Consider the following 23,584-nt stretch of genomic DNA (forward strand, 5'->3'; position numbering starts at 1 on the left):
GAGCTCACCTTCGGCTCCTGCCTATATCCCCAGCGAAGTTCACTGAACAAATCTCGTTTCTGCTTCTTGCTCAGTACGTGTAGCAGCATGATGACAATCTCATCTTGTAACCGGTTGTAATGCTTTGCCAGTTCAGGGACCGTGTATCCTTCACCCATAGTCCAACCGCTTTGATCAGATGCCGTTTATCCCATGCGTATGATCCCCAATGGTTCACAAAAAAATGGATCGACTTCCATCGCCGTCACCAGCTGTAGCAGATCCGTCTTCACGATCTCAGGCATACGTCTGTGTCCTGGATGATTTATAAGCAGGTCCATTCTGAAGCTATAGCGACGCGTGTTGGCCATTCAAATATTAAGATGCTCGAGATTTATGGGCATATATTTGAATCAGTAGATCAAGCTGCTGCTTCAGTTTTTGACGATATAAGATGATACTCTTATTCTTGCCTGTTATGTTGAATCTGAGTAGTATAGTTGATTTGTAAATGTTATTCGAGATATGCGAGTATGTACCATGTTTAAGAAAATGTCTTAAACCAATTATACTAGTATCAGAATTGTTTTTTGGCCCTATAGTGACACCTACAAGCGGGGAATCTGGTTCTGCAATAGGTATAGGTAAATATGGAACTAACGTTACGCCAGGAAGATTTTTTACATTCTTTTCAAAGATCCCCGCGCAACCGGTACAAGTAAATCCTTGCACGCGGTAGATTTGTTTTTCGCCGTTTTCCGCCTCATGTTGCTGCATGTGCCATCAACTCCTTGTCATGGGTGGAAGCTATTTGAATGAATTGGCGGACCTGGTCGTCTTCCAAAGAATAAAATGCCAGTTTGCCTTCCTTGCGGTATTTGGCCAAACCAAGCTGTTTTAACGTTCGCAGATGATGCGAAGCCGTTGCCAACGACGAGCCGATGATATTGGCCACGTCGCAAACGCATAATTCATCTTCCTCGCACAAAGCGAAGGCGATTTTCATGCGGGTTTCATCGGCCAGGACTTTAAACATCTTGGCCATACCCTGAATATTTTGTTGCTGCAAGGCATCTTGTACCTTGCGCACTTTTGACTCGTCATAGCAATAAATTTCGCAGCTGTCTTTCATGCCGCACCCCCTCAATCAAATTATCGTTTGATTATTATGAACGTACCCTATCACCATTTATTCAGTCAAACAATAATTTGATTGTTGTAATTCCGGAAAACATGAGGAACCGAATGAGTATATTCTAATCTACCTTAATGTTTTCTAATTGGCATTATGCATGCTTATTGGGTACCATACGTGTATAACCTTTGTTTTTGCTCCTCTAAAGCGGCTTGGATAACCGTTCTAGAGGAGCTTTTTTCATTAAGCTGCATTATTTTTTGCACAAAATGCATAGCTGATCTACGGTCAATTATTGGCCGTTTTTTATTAGCAACGTGATGCATCGACAGGTTTCTCAAATGCATACATTCCTTATTTTCTGACAATGATATCCTGTGAGGTGATAGCGTTGGATAAAGATCAGGAAGAGCCTACTGTTGCTCCAGGAATGAATACGCACGATGAAATTGAAGAAAAAGCGACGGAGAAAGAAATTCAAGAGGGTGACTCCACTTCAGTTACGCGTCTCTTTCTTGACCGTACGCCGGAGGACTAAGCGCCCTCCTTTCCCCCTGGGGAATTCTTGGTATTTGTGCAGGAATAACTTCATAAAACGAAAGAAGTGAATCATTTGACAAGTGTTTTTGAAGCAGTTAAAGATGTAATGAAAACATTCATCGATAATGAACCGAAACCACCGTTACACGTAGGAGAAGTGATGACTTGTTGGACCTATCTGACCATGCTCGAAGAAGAGATAGCGAACGTGAAGATCGGCCTAAATACAACTACTGACAGCGAATTGCTTAACGCGCTTAACGGGTCGATGGAATTGGCAGAAGCGCAAGCCAAAGAGCTCCGGGATTTTATGTTATCGGAAGGCGTTCCTCTTCCTCCTGTTTCCGAAATGAAACCAAAATCTGTACCCGATACCGTGCCCATGGGTGTAAAGCTTACTGATGATGAGATTGCCAATGCGCTTTCAATTAAACTTGTCGCAAATTACATGATGTGCGCAAATGGCGCAGTACAATCCGTGCGTAATGACGTCGGCATGATGTTCGTAAAATTTCAAGCGGAGAAACTAAAGTTTGGCGCTTCGTTAAAAACTTTAATGCGTGACCGTGGCTGGATTAAAATACCGCCTTACTATGTCCCTAACGGTTTACCGACTCAATAGCATTTCAGTGACAAAGGCTGCATGTACAAGGCAGTCTTTTTTTTGTGCTTCGAATTCTGACTACCTTCGTATTGCTCTTGTATGACATACAGTGACTATTACTGTAAGATTATATGGTATCGCTAGAATTGGCAGTTTGACAGGCGGCTTCGCAACTAAAAGTCGCAATTAGAACCAGAGGAGTAAGCAAAGAGTCTTACATCTTTCAACAAAACTGAGGCTCGCATGCAGCCTATAGATCTATATAAGTTGAACAATTGATTTACATCAGCTGTTATCGCTGCGAGAGCAAATCATTCTTACGATCGCTGTTCCAGCCGCACCATAAAACAAAAGCGAAGAACTCATTAGGAGCTCTCCACTTTCATAATATCGAGAAAAGGAATCTTCGTTAGTTCGTCCATATACATGATATGCACCGTTTTTGTACGGGAATCCATATGGACGATCTTCCCTCTTGGATTCGTCTCCCAATTCCATACCGTAAACAATAATTCCGTTTCCTCCTGCTGCGCTTCCGCCAATCGTTCGCCAAGCTCCTCCAATTGAAACTCATCCCGTGTCGGACGTTTCGGTCCTTTTGCCAACCCTTTCTCCTCCAACCTGATCTAAAATAGCTGAAACTTACAAAAAGGCGGCATCCCACGCACTTCATGTTTCCTTTGCCGCCTATTGCCCGCTCTTGCGAGCGGTATTATTCAGCATGCCGTTTCATTGGCCTGATGTCAATACTCCGTAAACAAATCTGTCTTACGGCCTATTGGTCATGACACGAAATGAGTTTTCCTTCCGGTCCCACAAGACGAAACCTTCCTTGACCAGCTGGTTGACAGCCTCCTTCACTTGCTCCTCTTTCCGCTGCGAACGCTGACTGATATAAGAAATATCAATCCTGCACGGTTCATTGCGATAGGTATTCCATAGTACGGTCAGCACCTTGCGCGTTGTATCATCCAGCATGCCGATTCACCAACTCCGCGTCGATGATCTGCTCTATATTAAAAATACGCGGCGCGTGGGCCGTATAACAATAAGCCTTTACCTTCCCATTGCTGACGGACCGAATCTGGATTGTACGAAAGGATATATTGCATTTGCGGTCAATGTAAATGATTTGAACGGTGCTACCAATGAAGGATTCAATCATGATCATCACCCCGATAAGAACGTTTGTTCTTATCATATGCCAAACACATGTTCTTCATCCATGTTAATTTCATCCATCCGGCAAAATAGGCTTTGGTTTCCCTCTATCCGCGGCAAGCTCCGCCATTTTTGTTCTTGTCCGGATCGAAGCGCTTCCGATAGGCATCCCAACCAATGGAATCAATCCGTCTTCCGTTGCTTGATATAGAGACGCATCACCTGCCCGACCTGCGCTTTCGCCCATAACGCTGCGCTGCCCATTGCTTGCTCCAAGGAGCATGGGCCCGGCACGATGGAGAAGGCCGCCGTTAATCCAATCTCATCCTGCCGCTCCGCCGCAAGCTCCATGCTTCCGCATAATGCGATGACCGGGATATTGTATTTCCCCGCCCTCCGGCATACGCCGGCGATGACTTTACCGGACAAGGTTTGTCCGTCCAGCCTGCCCTCTCCGGTCAGGATCAAGTCGGCATTACGGATATGGGCTTCGAAATCAACCGCCTCCATAATCAAATCAATGCCTGAACTGCTCTCCGCCTTCAGAACGGCCATTAACGCCGCTCCCGTCCCGCCGGCGGCACCGCTGCCGGGAAGCCGGCGCACATCTATGCCGGTTAACTGCTGCAGCACTCCGCCGTAATGATATAAAGCCTTATCCAGAAGCCGTACCGAATCGGCTGTCGCCCCCTTCTGCGGACCAAATACGGCCGAGGCGCCGAAAGGGCCGCATAACGGATTCGTTACGTCGCTTGCGATCCGGAAGCTCGACTCCCGCACGGCGGGCTCCAGCCCGGACAGGTCGACGGCGGACAGCGCCGCCAGCCCCGCTCCTCCTTCCGGTATAAGCTCTCCTTCGGCATCGAAGAAATTGACGCCAAGCGCCTTCAGCATGCCGGCACCGCCGTCATTCGTTGCGCTGCCGCCCAGTCCAATGACAAAATGGCGGTATCCGGCATGCAAGGCATGGCGAATGAGCTCCCCCGTCCCATAGCTGGAGGTCACGAGCGGGTTGCGCTCTTCCAACTGCAGCAGGGTTAGTCCGGAAGCCTGCGCCATCTCGACGATCACCGTTTGCCCATCGCCCAACACCCCGTACGAGGCCTTCACCGGTCTGCCCAGCGGGTCCTTCACCGTAACCTCGCAGGATCTTCCTTTTGCCGCATAGAGGAGCGTTTCGAGCGTCCCTTCTCCTCCGTCCGCCATCGGCAGCTCCACGACTTCCGCAGACGGATCAGCCGCCTGTATGCCGGCCCGGACCGCTGCGCATAATTCCTGCGCCGAGATCGATCCCTTGAAGGAATCAGGCGCAACTACGACTTTCATAACATCCTGCCTTCCGTCGCTTCTTCTTTAACCGCTTTGTTTTCAGCCATTTTCCGTCTCCTTTTTACTTTTCGTTTTTTTTGAAGGCCCCACGGCGGTTCATCTGCTGAAAAACCGTTGTTATTCCGCCGCATCACCTTCCTCAATCTTCGATGAAATCATTGCGCCTCGCTTCCTTGCTCGCGTCTCAATATCCGGATGCTTGCGCATAAAGCGCTTAATAGGTTCCTTCTGGTCTTTCCCTGGTTTTGGAAGCCGATACACGAACTGAATCTAATTTACACCATCCTTTTCCGGCTTTCAATTCAAAAAATGTATAAAAGTTCCTCAGTTCAGCGCATCCTATTGGAATAATCCGTCAATAAGGAGTTTACGCCATGCATACTGTTTGGAAAGGTGCGATCAGCTTCGGGCTCGTTCATGTCCCCGTCAAGATGTTCACGGCAACGGAGGACAAGGATATTCACTTCCGCAGCCTGCACAAAGATTGCGGGATGCCGATTTCTTACGCGAAAACCTGCCGTCATTGCGATAAGGAAATTAACCCGGACGAGATCGTAAAAGGATTTGAGTACGAGAAGGGGAAATACGTCATCGTCAAAGAGGAGGAGCTGGAGCAAATCAAGCCGGAATCCGCAAAAACGATCCATATTTTAGACTTTGTGGACCTGACCGAAATCGACCCTATCTACTTTCAGAAAGCGTACTACCTCTCTCCCGATATGGCAGGGTCCGGCGCTTACCAGCTCCTGCTCGAGGCAATCAGGCAAACTGGCAAGATCGGCATCGCCAAAATTTCGATTCGCAGCAAAAGCAGTTTGGCTGCCATAAGAGTCGTCGGCAACTGCCTTTGCTTGGAAACCATGTTTTTTCCGGATGAAATCCGCTCGATCTCGCAGGTCCCTAATTTGCCGGAGCAAACGGCCGTGAACGAGAAGGAGCTGACGATGGCCGCCATGCTGGTCGAACAGCTAAGCGAAACGTTCCAGCCCGATAAGTACACCGATGATTACCGCAAAGCCCTGCTTGATCTGATTGAACAAAAAATTGCCGGCGAGAGCGTAGATATCGTATCGGCGCCCGCAACCCCTGAAGGCCGTTCGAACGTGATCGACCTGATGGCCGCGCTGCAGGCGAGTCTTGAGGCTGCAAAAACCCCTCCTCCTCCTGCCGCTGCGCCCAAAAGAAAAAGAAGCGCGAGCAAAAAAAATAAAGACAACGTATCATAGCTTGCTGTATACAAAGAGAGGCTATTGCCATTCCGTAACAACTACCCAATCCGATCGGAAGAAGTCCGCATAAACTGATTGTACGAATGATCAAGGAGGTGTTTGCAAATGTCCGGTGTCGTTGGCGGAGCTTTCACGAATACGGGAACCATTCTGGTCCTCTTTATCCTGCTGGTGATTGTCGCTTGTAGCTGCGGTCTTGTAGGCGGTTACGGCAAAGGCTATTAATCCTGCCTGATGACGTAACCTCCTTACGTCAATTCCTGTAACAAAATGCGCTCGAAGGCCCATTCCATGGGTCTTCTTCCCGTTTCATCACTTCGACGTACTTAACTCGCTTGGATAGCTCTTGATTTGGGCCGCGACGGGTCAGCACCGTCCCGAACGCGAAAAAAAGCCCCCATCCAGGGGGCGCGAAGTATATGTTCCAACGATTAGATGAGCAGCAGATCACACCTGCTGCATAGGCTGGCCGCTCGCAATACGAAGCTCGTTGGCCAGACGGTTAAACTCCTTCCGCGCTTCCGCGTTATCCGTTGCCATGTAGGCCGCGCTTAGAAAACGAATGATTTTGTTCGCATCCTCTGCCGTCATGGGGCCGCTCACCTCCTCCGCTTCCTCATCCTCCTCTATATACGGAGCCTGAAAGTACTCGCAAATGCCGCGCGCCAATTCATCCGCGCATTCTGCCCGGTAGGCTTCCGACAAAAGCAGCCGCGCATCTTCACGGTTCGTCATGAACGCGCATTCGACCAGAACGGCAGGCATGAAGGTATCGCGAAGTACCGCAAAGCTGCTGCTTGTCTTCACTCCGCGGTTCGGCAGCGCGGTTCCGCCCGTCAGATGGCGGTGAATGATCTCGGCAGCCTTGCGCCCTTCGGCGCTGCCGGTATAATAATACGTCTCCGTCCCCCTTGCGTTATTCCAGCCGCTCCCGAAAGCATTGGCATGGATACTGATATAGAAATCGGCATTTGCGTTGTTTGCCGTGCGAATGCGCGTATTTAGCGGCGTATCCGCATCGGTTGGGGCGACGAGCAGCGTGCGAAAGCCGCAGCGCCGCAGGTGGACATCCAATAAAGCCGCGACCGCCCGGTTGAATTCATTCTCCTTCATGAACGAGCCGTCAGGCAGCAAGGGGGTGCGTTTACCGGCTGTCTCCATGCCATGACCGTCGCATATCGCAATCAGAATAGCCATCGTCCTCCCTCCTTCCCTATTACCAGCGTATTGCGGGTTGTCTCTATCGGTGAGCCCGTTCGTCGAAAATAGGTTGTTTACCGGCATATTTTTTGAAACCGTACAATCCATAATTTCGTTAGATATGAATATACTTTCAGGAACCGCGAGGATTCGGCTTATGCCGCAGAGCCGCAGAACCGCTTCGCACACCAAGGGGGAGGCGATCATCGATGGAAACGTTCGGCAGAGGCTGCCTGTACATTATTTTAGGCGTCATAGCCGTCATGGCTTTAGCCTTTATCGTTGGGGGCACGATTACCATTCCGTGGTTTATTCTGATCCCGCTTATCATTCTGGCCTTCTGGGCCGCTTCCAAGAAGAACAAGTGACCTGTGCAGCCGGGCAGTAAGCCGTATCGTTTTGATGCGGCTTTTCTTTTGCGTGAAACGGCATTATTGTAGAACTAGCGGAAATGGAGGAGAACTTATGATTATCAATACGGAAGACGACATTATCCGGCTAGTCCGTGAAGACGATTGGATGATGGATGTCTTACATACTGCACAAGCTTTACAATTGCCCGATTGGTGGGTTTGCGCCGGATTCGTGCGCTCGAAACTTTGGGACACGCTGCACGGCTATCGCGCCAGAACGCCGCTTTCCGATGTCGATGTCATCTATTACGATGCCGGCAATATGGAAGAAGCAGAAGAGAAGAAATGCGAGCAGCGGCTAAGGATTGCGCGTCCTTCTATCCCGTGGTCGGTCAAAAATCAAGCGAGAATGCATCTGGTCAGCGACGCGCCGCCTTACAGCTCCTCGGTGGACGCCATGTCTAAATTCCCTGAGACGGCGACGGCTTTAGGGCTTACCATAGATGAGCGCGGCCGACTTGTTCTGGCTGCGCCATGCGGCATCGAGGACGTGCTCCGTATGGCGGTAAAACCAACGCCGTTTTTCGAAGCATCCGACGAGAGAATTCGTTATTACAAAGCGCGTCTCGCCAAAAAAAATTGGGAAAGCCGCTGGCCGAAAATCCATATTTCGTCCCCCCGCGAGTCTTACGGGCTATAGCCGGATCATTACGCTGCCGGTTCAAGTCCCGGTACTATTCGAGCAGCACGGCGCTGGCCGCGGCATCCCAGCTGGCCGTAAGTCCAATCTCGGCGGCCAAATCGCGTACCTTCACATAGCCGGTCGATTCCGACAATACCGATTCGAGCTCATGTCCATTCACGGTTACCTGTGTTCCCGTCCAATCGATCTCCGCACCGAGCGCCTCGCCCAGCTTTCTCGCCGGTACCCATGTTACGCCGCGAAGCAGGTAACCGTCCGTTATCACTAGTCCGTCATACAGCACCGCAATGGACTTCGCTTCCTTCAGCTTCTCCGGCTTCGGCACATGCTTGCTGCCTGCCGCATCGTATCTTTTTAACCCGTATCGCTGGATAATTGATTTTAGCTTGGCTGCGTATGCCGGATCCGTCGCATAACCGCTTGCTTGCAGCATTTCTGCCTGCTGCTCCGGCGTTGCCGCCCTGCGAACCCGGTCATAGCGCGGCGCGGTGAGCAGCAGATCCAAATCTTTATAGAAATGATAGACGCTCTTATAGGCCCGGAAAGCGGCTCTCGTATTCGCGCTTCGTCCATCGACGTATTCCCATGTGCCCTTAACGACAGCTTCCCCTTGCCAGTATGCATTCACCTGACCGCTGCCAACTTTAATGCCGCCCAAGTTGTTCCAAGAATGAATGACGCCGCCGGTTTCGAGCAAATTTTGCGCGAGCCGAACGGAAGGAAACATCGTCGACCCTTCTCTTTTTACCCGAATGACCGTAGGCGCCAATTTCGCAAAAAATTGATCTCTCGTCAATGCTGCCATTTTCGTTCTCCTCTCTGACAACTGCTAAGGCATGTCATCGCATGCTGTCCTTATCTGTTTATGCATCGGATGTGCGAATGGCAACGGACAGAACGGCAATGACGGCTATGGTCCAGGCTTATCCGGACTGCCGGTCAATAAGGATAAAATACGAAAGGGCCCCCTATAAGATCGCAGATCTCATAAGCCGCCCCCTTCATCGAACCGGTCTAGCACCTCTATATGCCGTAGAACCGGCGAGTATTCGCAAGCAGCCACTTCGCCGTCTCCTGAACGGGCAGCCGCTTAAGCGCCGCAATATGCTTCGCCGCATCGGCAGCCATGGCAGGCCGTGTAGGCTTGCCGGCGTACGGCCCTTCAAACGGCCATGGCCCGTCCGTCTCCGCCATTGTCAGCTCAAGCGGATACCGCTCCGCAAGCTGCCGGATCTCTTCCTCGTAAGCGACGTCCGGCGTGACCGAGATCATGTAGCCGCTCGCCGCCATGCGGCGCACGACCGCTTCGCCGCCCTTGAACCAGTGAAAATGCGCGCGGCGTACGTTGTGCTTTGCCAGAATATCGCAAGCTTTATCCGCATCCTCATATACCGCATGAAGCACGATCGGGCGATCCAGCTCCGACGCCAGCGCGGCGAACCGGTCCAGCAGCGCCAGATACGGCTGTTCGTCAAAGCTTTCGCCCGCTGCTTCTGCTTCCGACCGGGTATAATACGGCAGACCGACCTCGCCGATCGCAAATGGTTCACCTGCTTCATGCCGCGTACGGATCCATCCGAATAATTGATCGATCTCTCCACGGGACGGGATCGGCTGCTCCGGATGAAAGCCGTACGCAGGATGCAGCCTGCCGAGATACTGCAGTGCAAGCTCGCGGTTCACCCGGGAAGATGCCAGATGCATCGAGACCGCTACAACAGCCTGGGCGCCTTCTTCGAAAGCCTCCTCCAGCAGCCGGACCCGCTCTTCTGCCGCATACAAATCAACATGGAGATGCGCGTCTATCCAGGAAGCGCCGGCCTCCTCTGTCATCTTACACTCCTCCTGATGTTTACGAAGTCAACCCCGTCTAAAGCACAGGGCCGCGCGTTTACTTCAGCAGCTCGTAAATATGCTGCTTCATTTCGTTGAATGCAATGTCGGTCCACAATGCCTCCCGGCGCGGACGCTCGAACGGGATAACGAACTCCTGCAGCACGACCGCCGGTGAAGCGGACAACACGATCACCCGGTCGGAAAGAAACAACGCTTCCTCGATGCTGTGCGTTACAAGCAGCACCGACCTCCGGCTCTCCTCCCAGATCGACAGGAGCCACTGCTGCATCTGAAGCCTGGTCAGCGCGTCCAACGCGCCGAACGGCTCGTCAAGCAGCATCAATTGCTGCGGCGCAAGCAGCGCCCTCAGGAAGGAAACCCGCTGCAGCATCCCGCCGGACAGCACATGCGGATAGTCATCCGCATATTCGTGCAGGCCGATCTTCTCCAGCCATTCCTTCGTCTTCTGCTTGGCTTCCTGGCGGCCCGCGCCCGAGATCGTCAGAGACAGCTCAATATTGCCGGCGACGGTCCGCCAAGGCAGCAGCGCCGATTGCTGCGGCACGTAGGAGATATGTCCGCGTTCGCCTGTCGTCTGCTCCCCGCCAATCCAAATATCGCCTTCCGTCGGCGGCTCCAATCCCCCGATGATTTTGAACAGCGTCGTCTTCCCGCTTCCCGAAGGGCCCACGATCGAGACGAATTCCCCGTCGGCAACCGTAAGCGACAGCCCGCCAATGACCTCTTTGGCCGCATGCCCGCTGCCGAACCGCTTCCGGATTTGCTTCGCCTGCAGCGCAGACTGCTTGTTCCCGGCTGTATCCTTCTGCATGTTACTTTACCTCCTTCGCCGGCCGCCAGCGAATCAGCATCCGCTCCGCAAGCACGACCAGCCCGAACAGCATCAGGCTGAGCGCCACGATAATAATGACCGCCGCGTAGACGCGGTCGGGCTGAAAGCCCTTGGACGAGATGAGCATGAACGCCCCCAGCCCCCTATTCGTGCCGAGCCATTCCGCCACAACGGCGCTGAGCACGCTGTACGAGGCGGCGATCTTCAAGCCGGAAAAGAGATGGACGATCGCATGCGGCAGCTCCAGCCGCCAGAACAGCTGCCACTTGCCGATGCCGATCATTTGGAAATAATGGCGAAGCTGCGCATCCGGATTTCCGAGTCCGCTCAGCATGGCGATCGTAATCGGAAAGAAGCAGACCAGCGCCACAAGCAGCGTCTTCGGCAGCAAGCCCCAGCCGAGCAGCATCGTCAGGATGGGCGCGACGGCTACGATCGGCACGTTCTGGGATAATACAAGCAGCGGGTATACGACGGTTCGCAGCCACGGGATTAAATGCAGCAAAGCGGCGAGCACGAAGCCCACCGCCGATCCTCCCGCAAAGCCGAGCAGCATCAGCCGCACAGTCGCTTCCGTATGCTCCATTAACCGCGGCCAGATCTGAATCGCCTCCTGCACGATCGATACAGGCGCCGGCAGCAGCCACGGGTCAATGTCTCCCCATGCGACTGCCGCTTGCCAGCATGCAAGCAGCGCTGTCAGCACCGCCACCGGCGGCCAGACCTTTGCCCATGCAATTCTCTTCTTATTGCCCATCTGGATATTTCTCCAGCAGACGGCCCATCGAAGCGCCGTTTACCGGGTTGTAGTAAATTTTAATTTGAGAGATGACGGAGGGACAGCCCATTTCCGTCATCGCTTCGCTCATCGTCTGCACCACGCTGAGCAGATGGCTTAGCTCGCCTTCCATCGTCGTCTCCAGCGGCGCGACGCGGTACGGCACGCCCGCGGCTTTAATAATCTCGATCGCCCGGTCCACGTACGGAATGACGCTTTCTCCTCCGGGCGTCGTCGGCAAAATTTGAATGCTGACTAATGCGTTCGCCATTTGAATCCCCTCTCTCCTTGTCCTTTATACATTCCGTTATTCCGGCAGAAATTCGTTCGTAAACGCCTTCTCCGCCTCAAGCTCCTTTTCAAGCAGCTTGTGCTCGAACATCCAGCCGGCGTAATTTTCCCATACGCTCAACTTCTGTTCGCCCCAGCGCGGCGCGTCATCCTGATATTTCGGGCTTAGCCACTTCTGGCTGGCGCGCACGAGATCGGCATTCAAGTCCGGCTCGGCTTGGATCAATACTTCTGCCGCATCCTCCGGATTGTCGATCGCGTACTGATAGCCCTCCGCCGCTGCAGCCGTGAAAGCCTTGACGATTTCCGGCTTATCCTTAATCATCGCCTCGTTCGTTGCCAGAACCGGCGTATAGTAATCCAGCTTATCGCTGTAATCGGTCAAGTAAAGCATGTTGATTTTCTCGCCGCGCAGCTCGGCTTCTACGCCTGTCCATGCGTAATAAATCCACGCAAAATCGATATCGCGCTTCACCGCCGTGAAGAAATCGCTGTCTCCGATGCTCATTATATTTACTTTGCCGACGTCCGCGTTTCTTTCCTGCATAAGCGAAGCAATTACCGCTTCCTCGACGGGAGCGCCCCAGCCGCCGTACGTCTGGCCTTCGAACTTCTCCGGCGCGTCGATGCCCTTCGCGAGCGGCGACGCGAAGCCCGACGTATTGTGCTGAATGACGGCTGCGATCGATACGAGCGGCACGCCCGCGATGCGGGCCATCGTAATGGACTCCTGATAGCTCACGCCGAACTGCACATCGCCGGAAGCAACCATCTGGTCTGCGCCGGTTTGTCCCGGCTGAATAATTTCAACGTCCAAGCCTTGCTCCTTGAAGAACCCTTTATCTCTAGCAACGTACAGTCCGGTATGATTCGTATTTGGCGTCCAGTCCAGCACGACCTGTACCTTCTCCAGCGGCTTATCCGTTTTCCCTTGCTCCTGCCCCTGTTCGTTCTCGTTCGCAGACGGCGCATTCGTCACGTTATTCGCTCCGCAGCCCGCCAGCGCCAATACGAACACGAGCATAGCGGCCATTATTCTCCACGACGCTTGTCCGGCCTTCTTCTGATTCATGATGTGTGTTCCCCTCTCCGTAACTCTATTTGTTGTAATGCGACGACTCCTCGTTAGTATCCGGTTCATGGATGCCTTGCAGCCTATCAAGAATTCTAAGCGGGTATAAGCGTGAAACTTATCTATTATTTGAATTAAAAAAAAAGCGTCCTCCCGATCCGGAGGACGCCATTCATTCGGCTGCGCAGCTGTTCATATAGACCGGGACTCGGGTCGATTCGACCTAGCCTCTTCCATAAAACAGAGCTTCTGTCCCTACGCTGGCATTACCCAGATCAGGTTTAACGGGTCGGAATTAGGATTCTCATTCCCTCTCAGCCGGCTTAACCAGCTCCCCGGAACATATTCGGTTTCGTCAACAAGCTCAATTGTATAGCAAAACCGGGCCAAAAGGCCAGCATTATTTTGCATCCACCGGGAACAAGCAGAAACGCCTTTATATTTTTATATATTCAGGCTCACAGGGCCGACCGTACGCCCCTTCCGTCATCCAGCCTTATATTTTTTCCTTATGCCTACAACAAGCATGAGCGCGGGAAGCGCCACTTGGAATAACGGAACGACTTTCAATGTAATATCGAGACCGATCCACATATGATAGGTGTTATTCTTCTCCAGAAACGACGAGGCGTATATGAGGAGACCGACCGGCATGACCCAGTGGCGGTATGCCGTGCCTGTTACCGCGTTAACGGTAAAGACCGCTGCCATATACAGCGTCGTCATCTTCACATACAGTCCGATGAACAGCAGCAGGGTGACGATCACATCAAGCCGTTCCATGAAGTTGGCCAGTTGGATCAGCTGGACGACCTCAAGCAGCGGCAGCGCGGATATCGCGGAAAGCTCCGGCCCCAGTACGGACATGACGACGATGTTCATGACAATCAGAAAAACCGATACTCCCGCTTGCGACCAATACGTGACTCGGCTCACTTTATTTGTCTCTCCGACATATTTCCAGAATACGAGCATAACAACCATTTGCCCGAACGGAAAGGACACCAGATCCGGAAACGCCGTTTGCAAGACCGGCAAAAATCCGTTCTCCAGTACGGGGCGTAACTGATGGAGGTCCGGCAACCCGGTAATAATCAGCAATAATAATATTAGGGCGTAGCTAACCGCGACAATCGGGAAAAAAATCTGCGCGACGCGTACAAACACCTCAAGTCCCTTGCTGACTGTATATGCGGCTGCGAGGAGAATAAGGAGCATGACGATCCACTTCGGGGTGAGCGTCAAGAGCGCTGTCGTCGTCAGCTCCCCGACATCCCTTACGTTTCGCATCGATTCATAAGCGAACCAACAAGCGTTCAGCAGACCGGCGGCTCCGCCAAGCACTCGTCCGAAATGGATTTTGTAAAGCTCGGCCAATCCCGCCTTTGGAGCACGCTTCTGGATATGCAGATACATCGCGCTAAGCAGCAAGCCGGCCGCAGCCGCGAGCGCCATGGCGATCCAAGCGTCCTGCTTGGCCTTGATGCCAAGCTCGAACAGCGGAGTGCTGCCGATCAGGAAAATGATAATAAGAATAGACAGCTGTTGTTTTCCGATTTGCTGCATATGTATCCTTTCCAGCTACGAGCGCGCTTTCTCCTGCATCTTTTTAAACCCGCTTCCGCTCATGCCTGTTGTATTTATTTTGACATGGACCGTGGTCTTCACTTCCATCCGCGAGAACCGCTCCGGCCAATCGTCCTTCATGCCTCGCCATGCCTTCGGATATTTTTGGCGAATGCTGCCTCCGAAGCCAAGCACATCCGCCTTATGCTTGCGCACGGCCTGCCATCCCATCTCCATTTCACGTTTGATTTCCTCTTCAATCGCCCGCTCGACCTTATCCACCTCGGGCGGCTTCGATAAATCTCCCCCGCAGTTGTATTCAAGAAGCGTCCCTTCGGCGGTCACCTCGACATGCATCATCCATTCCCCGCCCGGCTGTTGCTCGGGACGCTGCTTTGTCTTCGAGCTAATGATTTGCACGGCGGATTCTTTAAGCCCGTTGTCTCCCTGCCTGCACGTAAAAGCTGTCGTCGTCCGCTTAATATAATCGGCCAGCCACATCACGCCGCGGCTTTCCGTCCTTGTAATCCATCCGACCAGCTTATCCTTCTGAATTAATCCCAGATCGTTCAACCTTACTTTAGAAGGCGTATTCGTCTTGGCGAGCTTGTCTGCCCGGTCCATGCTTTCGTTCGTTCCCCCTACGCTTAAGCTGGGGATGCCGGCCGCTTGCGTTGTTCCAAGCAAATCCTTCAGCACCTCATGCATCGTCATTTGCCGAAAGACGGAGCTGTTTATTTCTTCATTGGCGATCATGCGCTGGATGGCCGTGCCCGGTATTTTCTCAAGCGGGATGAGCTGCTCGAGCATATGCCTGGCGCTTCCTTTCGACAGAAAGACGCTGACCGTCTCCCGCGCATCGGCGTTCCGCAAATAAACGTCAAACAGCTGCTCCAGGCCTTTTCGCGCTGCCGCCTGACTGATGATGACAACTTGATTATGCGCAAAATAAAGCCGCCTCGATGTCTCCTGGCTAGCTTTGCTTATCGCGCTCTGAAAGTTGTCTCCCGACGTTGAGAAGACATTAACGGCTGCCGCCGTTCCCGGCGAAGGACTCTGACCCGAGATCGACTGCGGAATGACCACCTGATAAGAAAGCTGCCACTTTCCGTCTTTCCAGTCGATTCCCGTCGCCGAGACGATGCCTATATCATTAAGCTCCACCCGATTCCAGCAGCCGCTGACAAGCAGGATACTCAGCATAAGCATGAACAGCTTTCCTATTCTCACCGCTACCCCTCCCTCCGTTAAGGCTTGTCGGAATGACGCTGTGCAGGCGGTTTCCTGCCACTCGGTCTCCGCTTCGGATTGCGCAGATTCAAATCCATCGGCCGCAGCACGATGGCCCACCAGGGCAGCCTGACAAATACATCCCTCCAGACTCCTTGCATTTTCGGTCCCGGAGCAAGCGGCGACATGTAAGGCACCCCGAAGGAACGGAGCGACGTCAGGTGGACGATCAGGAACAGAACGGAAATAAAGATGCCGAAAAAACCAAGCATCCCCGCCATCAGCATCAAAGCAAAGCGTATAATTCTGGACGTCGCCGCCATATTCAATTCCGGCATGACAAAGTTCGAAATGGCCGTAAAGGAGACGACGATGACCATACCCGCCGACACGATGCCCGCCTGAACGGCAGACTGTCCTAATACGAGGGCGCCGACAATCGAAATGGCGGGACCGATCGCCCTTGGCATGCGGAGACCCGCCTCGCGCAGCACCTCGAACGTCATCTCCATGAGCAGCGCTTCGATTAAACCGGGAAATGGAATCCCTTCCCTCTGGGCGGCGAGGCTGATAAGCAGCGTTGTCGGCAGCATCTCCTGATGATAGGTTGTCACTGCAATGTACAACGCCGGAAGGAGCATCGACAAGACAAAGGACACATACCTGATGATTCGCACGAACGTGGCGATGTCGTACCTTTGATAGAAGTCCTCCGGCGATTGGAAGAAGGTGAAGAAATTCGTCGGAGCCATCAGAGCGATCGGCGTCCCGTCCACCATCACGGCTACCCGTCCTTCCAGCAGCGCTGCCGCAACCGTATCCGGACGTTCCGTATTCAGCAAGGTCGGGAACAGCGTAAACGTCTCGTCCTGAATAAATTCCTCAATATAGCCGCTTTCGAGGACGCCGTCAATGTCGATGTCCGCCAGCCTTCGGTATACCTCCTTCAATATGCCCTCATCGACGATGCCGTGCAGATAGAGTACGGCTACGTTCGAATTGGTTTGTTTCCCGATCTTGTGGATCTGTACATGGAGATTCGGAGAGCGGATGATCCGGCGGATCAGGCTGATATTGGTTCTTATATCTTCGACGAAGCCGTATTGCGGCCCCCGAATGACCGTCTGCGTCTGCGGAATGGTTACCGCCCGTTGGTTACCGCCGCACACTTCGGCCGTCAAGGCCGAGGCTGCTCCGTCCGCCATAATGAGACACAGACCGTCAGCCATATATTGCAGAGCTTCTTCCAGCGTGCTGATCTCCTTAACCGCTCCGACGGATACGACACAGCTGCGAAGCGCGTCCAGAAGCTTGCCGCCCCTCCGCTGCATGTACTCCGGCAGCCTTAACGACATTAACGGCTCCATCACGCTCTCGTTAATCGTATCTGCATTGACAATGCCGTCCACATAGGCAATCGCCAGTTCGCGATCCGGCGCCGCATCGCTGCGAAATAGCCGGACGATCAGATCGGAGCTCCCGCCGAAGCGGGTCCGAATCGCTTGCACATTCGCATGAAGGGACGGACTAAGCTTCGTTAGCGCCTTCGCGTCTTGTTTGTTCATATGCGCACCTTTCGTTACCATGATGCTTCTATTTTGGCGTATACTGGATGCAATTATGTGCCTCGCAGGCCTTCATGCGATCAAAATACCGTTCCCCGGCGTCTCATTCCCGCTAAATAAAAAGCTTCACAATAAACAAAACCGCCCCTAACACAAGATGCATCCAGCCTATGAAGCGGGATACTTTTTGCTCCTTCCTTTTCCCCTTGGCCTTATAACCCCTTGCATCGATTTGTAAAATGAGCACCCCGCAAATCAGGAATAAGAAAATCACGTAACTGAAGGAGCCCACCGTGTATCCGTTACCGATCATATCCGATCCGCCTCCCCGGTTCTTTCTGCATCGCGATGGCTACCTGGCCTTCATTCCGATCCGCCGGACATTTACCGTAACTTTAACTTCAAATGCCGCATCCTTATATAACCTTTGCCAGTTCTCCTTCGTCTTGATTTTACTGCTCCAATAACCTGGTCTTCTTGCCCTCAACTGCTCGCCGAAGCCGAAAATATCCGATCCTTTTTCCTGCGTTTTTTCAATGATGTTCAAATAAAATTTTTCACCGGCTTGTTCCTGCTGCCGTTCGATCGCTTTAATAATTTCCGTATTATCAACGAACAGCGCTTCGTTCATTTTTTCCTCTAAATTCACCTCCAGATTCACCCCAATCTTAAAGTACGGACGCCCGTCTTTAATTTGAATATCAATAATTGAACGCCGTTGGGTAACATAGGTCATTACCGTTTCTCTCGTTCCTTCCAGATTAATGAAAACGCGGTATCCGGCAGGATTCACGCCTTTAATGCCCAAATATCCGGCAATTTCAAGCGGTTTTGTTGTACCGACCATTCGATCCCCTTTGAAATAGGCCAGCCCCATAACTTCAACGTTCTGCTCCTGCTTTCTTTCCACAAAGGGCAAAAAGCCCTCCTGCCCCTTTTTGGACGAATTGCTCCAATAAATGCCGATATAATCCTTTGGAAATTTGCCCATTCGAATCCCTTCGTCCAAGGTAGACATGAGATAAAGCGTAGGAATTCGCTCCAATTTCGGGGCAGCCTTCATTAAGCTGAGCGCATCGCCCTTCGAAATCATCATCCAGGCCATTCTGCGCACCTCCGAATTGCGGCGGAAGTAATCGTTCACGTTCTCGAGCCCTTTGCGCGCCACCTCTTCGGACACGACGATGACGCGCAGGTGTCCGAAGAACAGCCTGCTCGAAATCTGCTGCTGCAGGTTCATGAAGGCGTCATCGATGGAATGGCCAACGACGTCGATGACCCATACGGTTTTGCTGGAATCGCCTTGGCTGCCTCCGCCTTCGCCCGGTCCGAGAGGGATTCTTCCCGGCAGCGCGATTTGCACGCCGACCTTTACCAGCCCTGTTCTGGGCGCGGGAACGGAACCCTGAGTATGGGTAATCTCGCTTTCCTCCTCTTCCGCTCCTTCTCTAACTACATCGATGGAAACCCCAAGCACGACGGCTCGCTCCTCAATTTCAAGCCGGTCCCAGCACCCTGTCAGTAACGGAATGGCGATCAGCATGACACACAGCAGCTTAACCGGTCTCATCCATTGATTTGCCTTCATTTCGATTCCCTCTTTTCTTGCGAATGATCGAAATCATCAACAATAGACCCGGATATCCGATCGTAATAAATAACCCGATTCGGCCTACGTTTTCGATGATATCGTACATTTGCACAATATTTGTAGGCAGCATGGCCATAACGAAAACAAGGGGGAGAAGGAAGAACGAAAACATTTTATGATCGCTTAACCGGAATAAGTGACTTATCGCATATATCGTAAGAAAGTAACTTGATAGCAGCGTTGTAAATACGGCCGTCACCCACACCGCCAGAAACGCCGCATCCAGCCGCTCCAATATATTCGCCGGCAGCGAAGTGGCTTTCGCCAGCTCCAAGGTCGGCCACAGCAAATTTTTAATTTCCTCTGCGCCGAATACGCTAACTGCTGCGGCGACGATGACTACGTACTGCCCACCGGCAATAATGATCCCCCACACGCTTGCCTTCATCGCTTTCTGCGGATTGCGCATCGAAGGGATAACCATGCTCAGAATGAAGGAGCCTTGAAACAAAGCTGCAATGGTTAAAGTACCCTTCAATATCCCTTGCAGTTCGCTTCCCCAAATCGGTTGGAGATTGATGACCTCGGCATTTTTCAAGGACAACGCAACAATCAAAATAACGGGAACGATTAACAGCGGAAAATAAAAGTTATGAATATACGCAAAGGTCGTAATCGTATTCCGTGTAGAGATCGCAGCGAGCAGCAGCATGACGATGACCGTCACTTCTACAGGCGTTTGTTTGAGAACCGAGGTGACGACGACTTCCCCGAACTCCCGCGCCGTAAGCGACGTCAATATGGCAAAGAAAGCGATGATGGCCACACTGCCGAGCCTGGCGGGCCACTTTCCTATAATGTCCTCGCTGTATAGAATGATTGTCTTATCGGAGAACCGTTTACCAAGAATAGTCACTAACGCTAATCCGATGAATGCAACCACCATGCCCAAAAGAGTAATGAGGGGAGCCGCCGAATCGGCTGCGCGGACGGCAAAAAGCGGGAGCGGCAGAACCCCTACCCCGATAATGGTGCTCACAAGGATGGCAGCGGTTTGAATGACTGTAATTTGGCGCGTCGACTCCTCCTTCATGTCAACTCTCCTCCATTTTATTATTTGTGGCCGGCCTAGGCGCAGGCTCCTCATGTCCCTTGTTATCTTTCGTCCCCGCATCTCCCAATTTCACGCGATCGATCTGCCTCAGGAACGAAGGCCTTTGGGTCATCCAACTGAGCGGCCCCCGGATAATCAGGTCCTTATAACCTTGAAAATCACCGGGAATGAGCGGACTTAGGTAAGGCACTCCGAATGATTTTAACGATAAGAGATGGTTAGCTATAAGGATCAAGCCAATCATAACGCCGTATAACCCAAAAATGCCCGCCATTATAATGAGGGGAAATCGAAGCAGGCGCAAGGCCAGCGCCGCGTTATAGGCCGGCGTTGCAAATGACCCGATCGTCGTTAACGCGATAGCGACAACCGTGATCGGGCTCGCGAAGCCCGCCGCCACGGCGGCTTGTCCGACAACAAGCACGCCGACAATGGACAGCGCTCCTCCGACCTGCTGAGGCAGGCGGATCGTCGCTTCCCGCAATACCTCCATGGATGTTTCTATGATCAGCACCTCGACGACGGCCGGGAACGGGACGCCCGCCCGGCCGCCGGCGACGGCGACGGCGAACTCCGTCGGAATCAATTCCGGGTTGAAGGAAATGATCGAGACATAAATCGCCGGGAAGACCAAAGAAAACATCAAAGCGAGAAGTCTCGCTAACCGAATCGCGCTCATCAGCAGGAACCGTTCCGTATAATCCTCCACCGTCTGATAGAATTGGCTGAATACCGTCGGAACGACCAATGCCAGCGGAGAGCCGTCAACCAGAATAGCCACCCTGCCCTCGAGCAGGTTGGCGACGATTTTGTCCGGACGTTCGGTGTATTGCACCTGAGGGAACGGTGACAAGTGGTTATCCTCGATAAACTGCTCCAAATAGCCCGAGTCCGTCACGCCGTCAATGTCGATTTTGGACAAGCGCTTGTTTACTTCCTCGACCAGCTTCGGATTCGTAATGCCCTCCACGTAACAAACGGCGACCTTCGATTTGGTCCGTCGGCCGATCTCCGTCGATTCGATGTGCAGATCGGCCGATTGCAGCCGGTAACGGATTAGGGCTATATTGGTTCCGATCGGCTCGATGAAGCCTTCCCGCGGGCCCCTGATAACCTGCTCGGTCGCAGGCTGATCGATGCTCCGCTTCTCGATGCTGCGCGTTTCGATAATGAACGCATCACCGATTCCTTCCACGACGACGACGGTGCACCCGCGCAATATACTTTCGACCAGCGCAGTAAGATTGCTCTCCAGCATGGACCCGGTGTAATATAGCGCGTCGTTAATTATTATGTTCTTTAACTGGTCCAATTCGATGCTGTCCCTGTCGATTTGCGGAGGCGTATACATCAACGGCTTTAATAAATCCGAATGGATCGACGTTTGATTTACCATGTTGCAGAAATAGAGCATGGCAGCCGGAAACTTACCGAACACTTGGAATCGGCGTATGACCATATCCACATTCGTTCCTAACAGATCTTGGACAAAGTTGATCGATTGCTCAAGGCTTCCGTTAATTTTCACATCCTCATGAGCGGCCAGCTTCTGACTGGGCGCTTTGATGGTCTTTTTAGAGCCTGATTTTTTAAATCCTTTACTAAATGGCATAATTCCCCGCCCCGATCCTGTCATTTCGCTTGCTACCTTGCAGAAGATGGAAAGATATATGCTGTAGCTTTTGCCGGTAGCAGTAAAATTATCCATTATGGGGCCAAAAACAGGCTGCCACCCGGATAATGCGAATAATATCCATAAAAAACCTATAGTATAAGAACGGATGTTCCGTATATAATAAGAACATACGTTCCTGTTACGGAGGGGGAGCATTTATGGCAGTTGAACAACAGAGCGGTACATCGTCTCCCGGCAGAATCATCATGCTCGCGGACTGTCAATCGTTTTATGCGTCGGTGGAGAAAGCGGAGCATCCCGAATACCGGGATTTGCCGCTCGTCGTCGCGGGCGACCCCGAGCGCAGGTCCGGCATTATTCTAGCGGCCTGCCCCATCGCCAAGTCGTTCGGCGTCACGACGGCGGAGCGGCTGGGCGATTCGCTCGCGAAATGCCCGGACCTCGTGATCATTAAGCCGCGCATGCAGCTCTATATCGATGTTTCCATGCTCATTACGCGGATTTACCAGTCATTTACCGATCTGGTCGAGCCGTATTCGATCGACGAGCAGTTTCTCGACGTGACGGGCTCCCTTCACCTGTACGGCTCCCCGGAGGAGCTAGCGCGAATGATTCAGACGCGGATTCAGGGGGAGCTCGGCATCTATACCCGCTTCGGCATTGCGGAGAATAAAATTTTGGCGAAGACCGCCTGCGACAATTACGCGAAGAAAAACGCATCCGGCATCTACATCCTGCCGAAGGAGGGACTCCCGGGGACGCTGTGGACGCTGCCCGTCGGCAAAATGTTCATGGTCGGCAGCCGGATGACGCGCCATTTTAACGCCATGGGCCTCGAAACGATCGGCAAGCTCGCCGAGACGCCGCTGGAGAAGCTGAAGCTGATGATGCGCCGCAAATTCGGCAAAAACTCCGACATCAACGCCGAGCTGTACTGGCGTATTGCGAACGGTATCGATGACAGTCCCGTCAGGCCCGGCACCCATGAGGTCGCGCCGCAATCGGTCGGTCATATGATGACGCTGCCTCATGACTACGGCAGGCTCGAGGATATCAAGGTCGTGCTGCTCGAGCTGACGGAGCTTGTCTGCCAGCGATGCCGCGGCAAAGGATATATGGGGCATGTCGTTTCGGTCGGCTGCATGGGAGCCGACTATGACCGCCCGAGCGGCTTCAGCCGCCAAATGAAAATGATGGACCCGTCCAACGTCACCAACCAGGTCTACCGCGCGGCGGTCGAGCTGCTGCTGCGGCACTGGGACGGCCGTCCGGTACGAAAGGTCGGCGTCAGCCTGTCGCAGCTGTCTACCGATGACGAATACCAGCTTTCGCTGTTCGATCCGCACCGCGAGAAGACGATGGCGCTGGAGCGGGCGACGGACGCGATCAAGCGGAAGTACGGGGATGCGACTATTGTAAGAGCGGTCTCGATTACGCCTGCCGGGCAGGCCCAGCACCGCTCCAAGAAGATCGGAGGACATTACAAATGAGAAAGAAGCTGGAAGGAAACGGGCTCTGGGAATCAAGCCGGATGATGCTGCCCGAGCACAAGGTCGCGATTAACGAGCATGAAGCGGTCTTACGGCGGCGGCAGCGCGTGGAGCTCGACGAGCAGGAATGGGAGCATGTCGCCCGCTCCGTGACGGAATCGCTGCAGCAGCGCCAGCAAATCAAGCTCCGGCTGTTCCATCCCATCGAGGAGCTGACCGTCATCGGCATCGTCGACCGCGTCGACCAGTTGAAGGGACGTTTTATGGTTGACGGTGAATGGTTCCCGATCGGCGATATCGAGGGAGCCGTAATCGAGGAATAAGGCGAA

At 52.8% G+C, this 23,584-nt stretch carries 27 protein-coding genes and 1 riboswitch; of the genes, 8 read left to right on the plus strand and 19 right to left on the minus strand.

Annotation, left to right across the window (positions count from 1 at the left end; translation table 11 throughout):
• Positions 1 to 357: 357 nt before the first annotated feature.
• Both H581_RS38940 and H581_RS0117100 read right to left on the minus strand, forming a co-directional pair.
• Positions 358 to 756 (minus strand): heavy-metal-associated domain-containing protein, encoded by a 399-nt coding sequence (locus H581_RS38940; protein ID WP_028611086.1) that lies wholly within the window; start codon positions 754 to 756, stop codon positions 358 to 360.
• Positions 743 to 1,111 carry an ArsR/SmtB family transcription factor gene (locus H581_RS0117100; protein WP_028611087.1) on the minus strand — a complete coding sequence of 123 codons (369 nt, stop codon included), beginning with the start codon at positions 1,109 to 1,111 and terminating at the stop codon, positions 743 to 745. Before H581_RS0117100 ends, H581_RS38940 begins: the two co-directional genes overlap by 14 nt.
• A 394-nt stretch (positions 1,112 to 1,505) precedes the next feature.
• Between H581_RS0117100 and H581_RS38415 the strand changes: the two genes are divergently transcribed.
• Positions 1,506 to 1,652 (plus strand): hypothetical protein, encoded by a 147-nt coding sequence (locus H581_RS38415; protein WP_169507489.1) that lies wholly within the window; start codon positions 1,506 to 1,508, stop codon positions 1,650 to 1,652.
• Between the two features lie 66 nt (positions 1,653 to 1,718).
• Entirely contained in the window at positions 1,719 to 2,276 is a 558-nt protein-coding gene (locus H581_RS0117110) for a DUF3231 family protein (RefSeq protein WP_342663417.1), read from the plus strand.
• A 347-nt stretch (positions 2,277 to 2,623) separates the two neighbouring features.
• Here H581_RS0117110 and H581_RS0117115 read toward each other — a convergent pair whose 3' ends face one another.
• From H581_RS0117115 to H581_RS0117130, 3 genes are all read right to left on the minus strand, one after another.
• Positions 2,624 to 2,863, minus strand: coding sequence for a YolD-like family protein (locus H581_RS0117115; protein ID WP_028611089.1), 240 nt, complete (start codon positions 2,861 to 2,863; stop codon positions 2,624 to 2,626).
• Between the two features lie 163 nt (positions 2,864 to 3,026).
• A complete protein-coding gene (locus tag H581_RS0117120; RefSeq protein WP_028611090.1) occupies positions 3,027 to 3,236 on the minus strand; it encodes a hypothetical protein in 210 nt (69 codons plus the stop codon).
• A 366-nt stretch (positions 3,237 to 3,602) separates the two neighbouring features.
• Positions 3,603 to 4,745, minus strand: a complete 1,143-nt coding sequence (locus H581_RS0117130; protein WP_028611092.1) for a glycerate kinase — start codon at positions 4,743 to 4,745, stop codon at positions 3,603 to 3,605.
• Between the two features lie 377 nt (positions 4,746 to 5,122).
• Between H581_RS0117130 and ku the strand changes: the two genes are divergently transcribed.
• Both ku and H581_RS38610 read left to right on the plus strand, forming a co-directional pair.
• Positions 5,123 to 5,974: a non-homologous end joining protein Ku gene (gene ku / locus H581_RS0117145; RefSeq protein ID WP_028611093.1), complete on the plus strand. Its 852-nt coding sequence runs from the start codon at positions 5,123 to 5,125 to the stop codon at positions 5,972 to 5,974.
• 108 nt (positions 5,975 to 6,082) lie between these two features.
• Positions 6,083 to 6,202, plus strand: a complete 120-nt coding sequence (locus tag H581_RS38610; protein WP_084134604.1) for a sporulation protein YjcZ — start codon at positions 6,083 to 6,085, stop codon at positions 6,200 to 6,202.
• Positions 6,203 to 6,424: 222 nt separating this feature from the next.
• On the opposite strand, the gene H581_RS34325 is transcribed toward H581_RS38610, so the two are convergent.
• Positions 6,425 to 7,174, minus strand: a complete 750-nt coding sequence (locus H581_RS34325; protein WP_051250882.1) for an N-acetylmuramoyl-L-alanine amidase family protein — start codon at positions 7,172 to 7,174, stop codon at positions 6,425 to 6,427.
• 212 nt (positions 7,175 to 7,386) lie between these two features.
• On the opposite strand from H581_RS34325, the gene H581_RS38425 reads away from it, so the two are divergent.
• Both H581_RS38425 and H581_RS0117165 read left to right on the plus strand, forming a co-directional pair.
• Positions 7,387 to 7,545 (plus strand): hypothetical protein, encoded by a 159-nt coding sequence (locus H581_RS38425; protein ID WP_169507513.1) that lies wholly within the window; start codon positions 7,387 to 7,389, stop codon positions 7,543 to 7,545.
• A 97-nt stretch (positions 7,546 to 7,642) separates the two neighbouring features.
• Entirely contained in the window at positions 7,643 to 8,230 is a 588-nt protein-coding gene (locus tag H581_RS0117165; RefSeq protein WP_028611094.1) for a nucleotidyltransferase family protein, read from the plus strand.
• A 34-nt stretch (positions 8,231 to 8,264) separates the two neighbouring features.
• On the opposite strand, the gene H581_RS36515 is transcribed toward H581_RS0117165, so the two are convergent.
• The 13 genes from H581_RS36515 to H581_RS34345 all read right to left on the minus strand — a co-directional run bounded on the left by H581_RS36515 (position 8,265) and on the right by H581_RS34345 (position 21,741).
• Positions 8,265 to 9,038, minus strand: coding sequence for a glucosaminidase domain-containing protein (locus tag H581_RS36515; protein ID WP_051250884.1), 774 nt, complete (start codon positions 9,036 to 9,038; stop codon positions 8,265 to 8,267).
• 218 nt (positions 9,039 to 9,256) lie between these two features.
• On the minus strand, positions 9,257 to 10,066 hold the full coding sequence (locus tag H581_RS0117175) for a TatD family hydrolase (protein WP_028611095.1): 810 nt from the start codon (positions 10,064 to 10,066) through the stop codon (positions 9,257 to 9,259).
• 58 nt (positions 10,067 to 10,124) lie between these two features.
• Positions 10,125 to 10,901, minus strand: a complete 777-nt coding sequence (locus H581_RS0117180) for an ABC transporter ATP-binding protein (RefSeq protein ID WP_051250886.1) — start codon at positions 10,899 to 10,901, stop codon at positions 10,125 to 10,127.
• 1 nt (position 10,902) lies between these two features.
• Positions 10,903 to 11,679, minus strand: coding sequence for an ABC transporter permease (locus tag H581_RS0117185; protein ID WP_028611097.1), 777 nt, complete (start codon positions 11,677 to 11,679; stop codon positions 10,903 to 10,905).
• The gene (locus H581_RS0117190) at positions 11,669 to 11,971 is read right to left on the minus strand and encodes a thiamine-binding protein (RefSeq protein ID WP_028611098.1); all 303 of its coding nucleotides are present in this window, start codon (positions 11,969 to 11,971) and stop codon (positions 11,669 to 11,671) included. The genes H581_RS0117185 and H581_RS0117190 overlap by 11 nt, the downstream gene beginning before the upstream one ends.
• Positions 11,972 to 12,007: 36 nt before the next feature.
• Positions 12,008 to 13,063: an ABC transporter substrate-binding protein gene (locus tag H581_RS0117195; protein WP_028611099.1), complete on the minus strand. Its 1,056-nt coding sequence runs from the start codon at positions 13,061 to 13,063 to the stop codon at positions 12,008 to 12,010.
• A gap of 235 nt (positions 13,064 to 13,298) precedes the next feature.
• Positions 13,299 to 13,411: riboswitch (TPP riboswitch) on the minus strand.
• 138 nt (positions 13,412 to 13,549) lie between these two features.
• Complete coding sequence (locus H581_RS0117200; protein WP_028611100.1) at positions 13,550 to 14,629, minus strand: GerAB/ArcD/ProY family transporter; 1,080 nt, start codon at positions 14,627 to 14,629, stop codon at positions 13,550 to 13,552.
• Positions 14,630 to 14,644: 15 nt separating this feature from the next.
• Positions 14,645 to 15,859 carry a Ger(x)C family spore germination protein gene (locus H581_RS34335; protein ID WP_051250888.1) on the minus strand — a complete coding sequence of 405 codons (1,215 nt, stop codon included), beginning with the start codon at positions 15,857 to 15,859 and terminating at the stop codon, positions 14,645 to 14,647.
• Between the two features lie 17 nt (positions 15,860 to 15,876).
• Entirely contained in the window at positions 15,877 to 17,424 is a 1,548-nt protein-coding gene (locus H581_RS34340; RefSeq protein ID WP_245600055.1) for a spore germination protein, read from the minus strand.
• A 112-nt stretch (positions 17,425 to 17,536) separates the two neighbouring features.
• Positions 17,537 to 17,737, minus strand: coding sequence for a CLC_0170 family protein (locus H581_RS0117215; protein ID WP_051250890.1), 201 nt, complete (start codon positions 17,735 to 17,737; stop codon positions 17,537 to 17,539).
• A gap of 39 nt (positions 17,738 to 17,776) precedes the next feature.
• Positions 17,777 to 19,012: a Ger(x)C family spore germination protein gene (locus tag H581_RS0117220; RefSeq protein ID WP_028611102.1), complete on the minus strand. Its 1,236-nt coding sequence runs from the start codon at positions 19,010 to 19,012 to the stop codon at positions 17,777 to 17,779.
• The gene (locus H581_RS0117225; RefSeq protein WP_028611103.1) at positions 18,981 to 20,108 is read right to left on the minus strand and encodes a GerAB/ArcD/ProY family transporter; all 1,128 of its coding nucleotides are present in this window, start codon (positions 20,106 to 20,108) and stop codon (positions 18,981 to 18,983) included. Before H581_RS0117225 ends, H581_RS0117220 begins: the two co-directional genes overlap by 32 nt.
• A gap of 1 nt (position 20,109) precedes the next feature.
• Positions 20,110 to 21,741, minus strand: coding sequence for a spore germination protein (locus H581_RS34345; protein ID WP_084134658.1), 1,632 nt, complete (start codon positions 21,739 to 21,741; stop codon positions 20,110 to 20,112).
• A gap of 221 nt (positions 21,742 to 21,962) precedes the next feature.
• Here H581_RS34345 and H581_RS0117235 point away from each other — a divergent pair, with 221 nt between their 5' ends.
• Both H581_RS0117235 and H581_RS0117240 read left to right on the plus strand, forming a co-directional pair.
• Positions 21,963 to 23,255 (plus strand): DNA polymerase IV, encoded by a 1,293-nt coding sequence (locus tag H581_RS0117235; protein ID WP_245600056.1) that lies wholly within the window; start codon positions 21,963 to 21,965, stop codon positions 23,253 to 23,255.
• On the plus strand, positions 23,252 to 23,578 hold the full coding sequence (locus H581_RS0117240) for a YolD-like family protein (protein WP_028611105.1): 327 nt from the start codon (positions 23,252 to 23,254) through the stop codon (positions 23,576 to 23,578). Before H581_RS0117235 ends, H581_RS0117240 begins: the two co-directional genes overlap by 4 nt.
• The last annotated feature ends 6 nt before the right edge of the window (positions 23,579 to 23,584 follow it).

Origin of the sequence: Paenibacillus harenae DSM 16969, assembly GCF_000422465.1 — a bacterium.
Taxonomy (GTDB): Bacteria; Bacillota; Bacilli; order Paenibacillales; family Paenibacillaceae; genus Pristimantibacillus; species Pristimantibacillus harenae.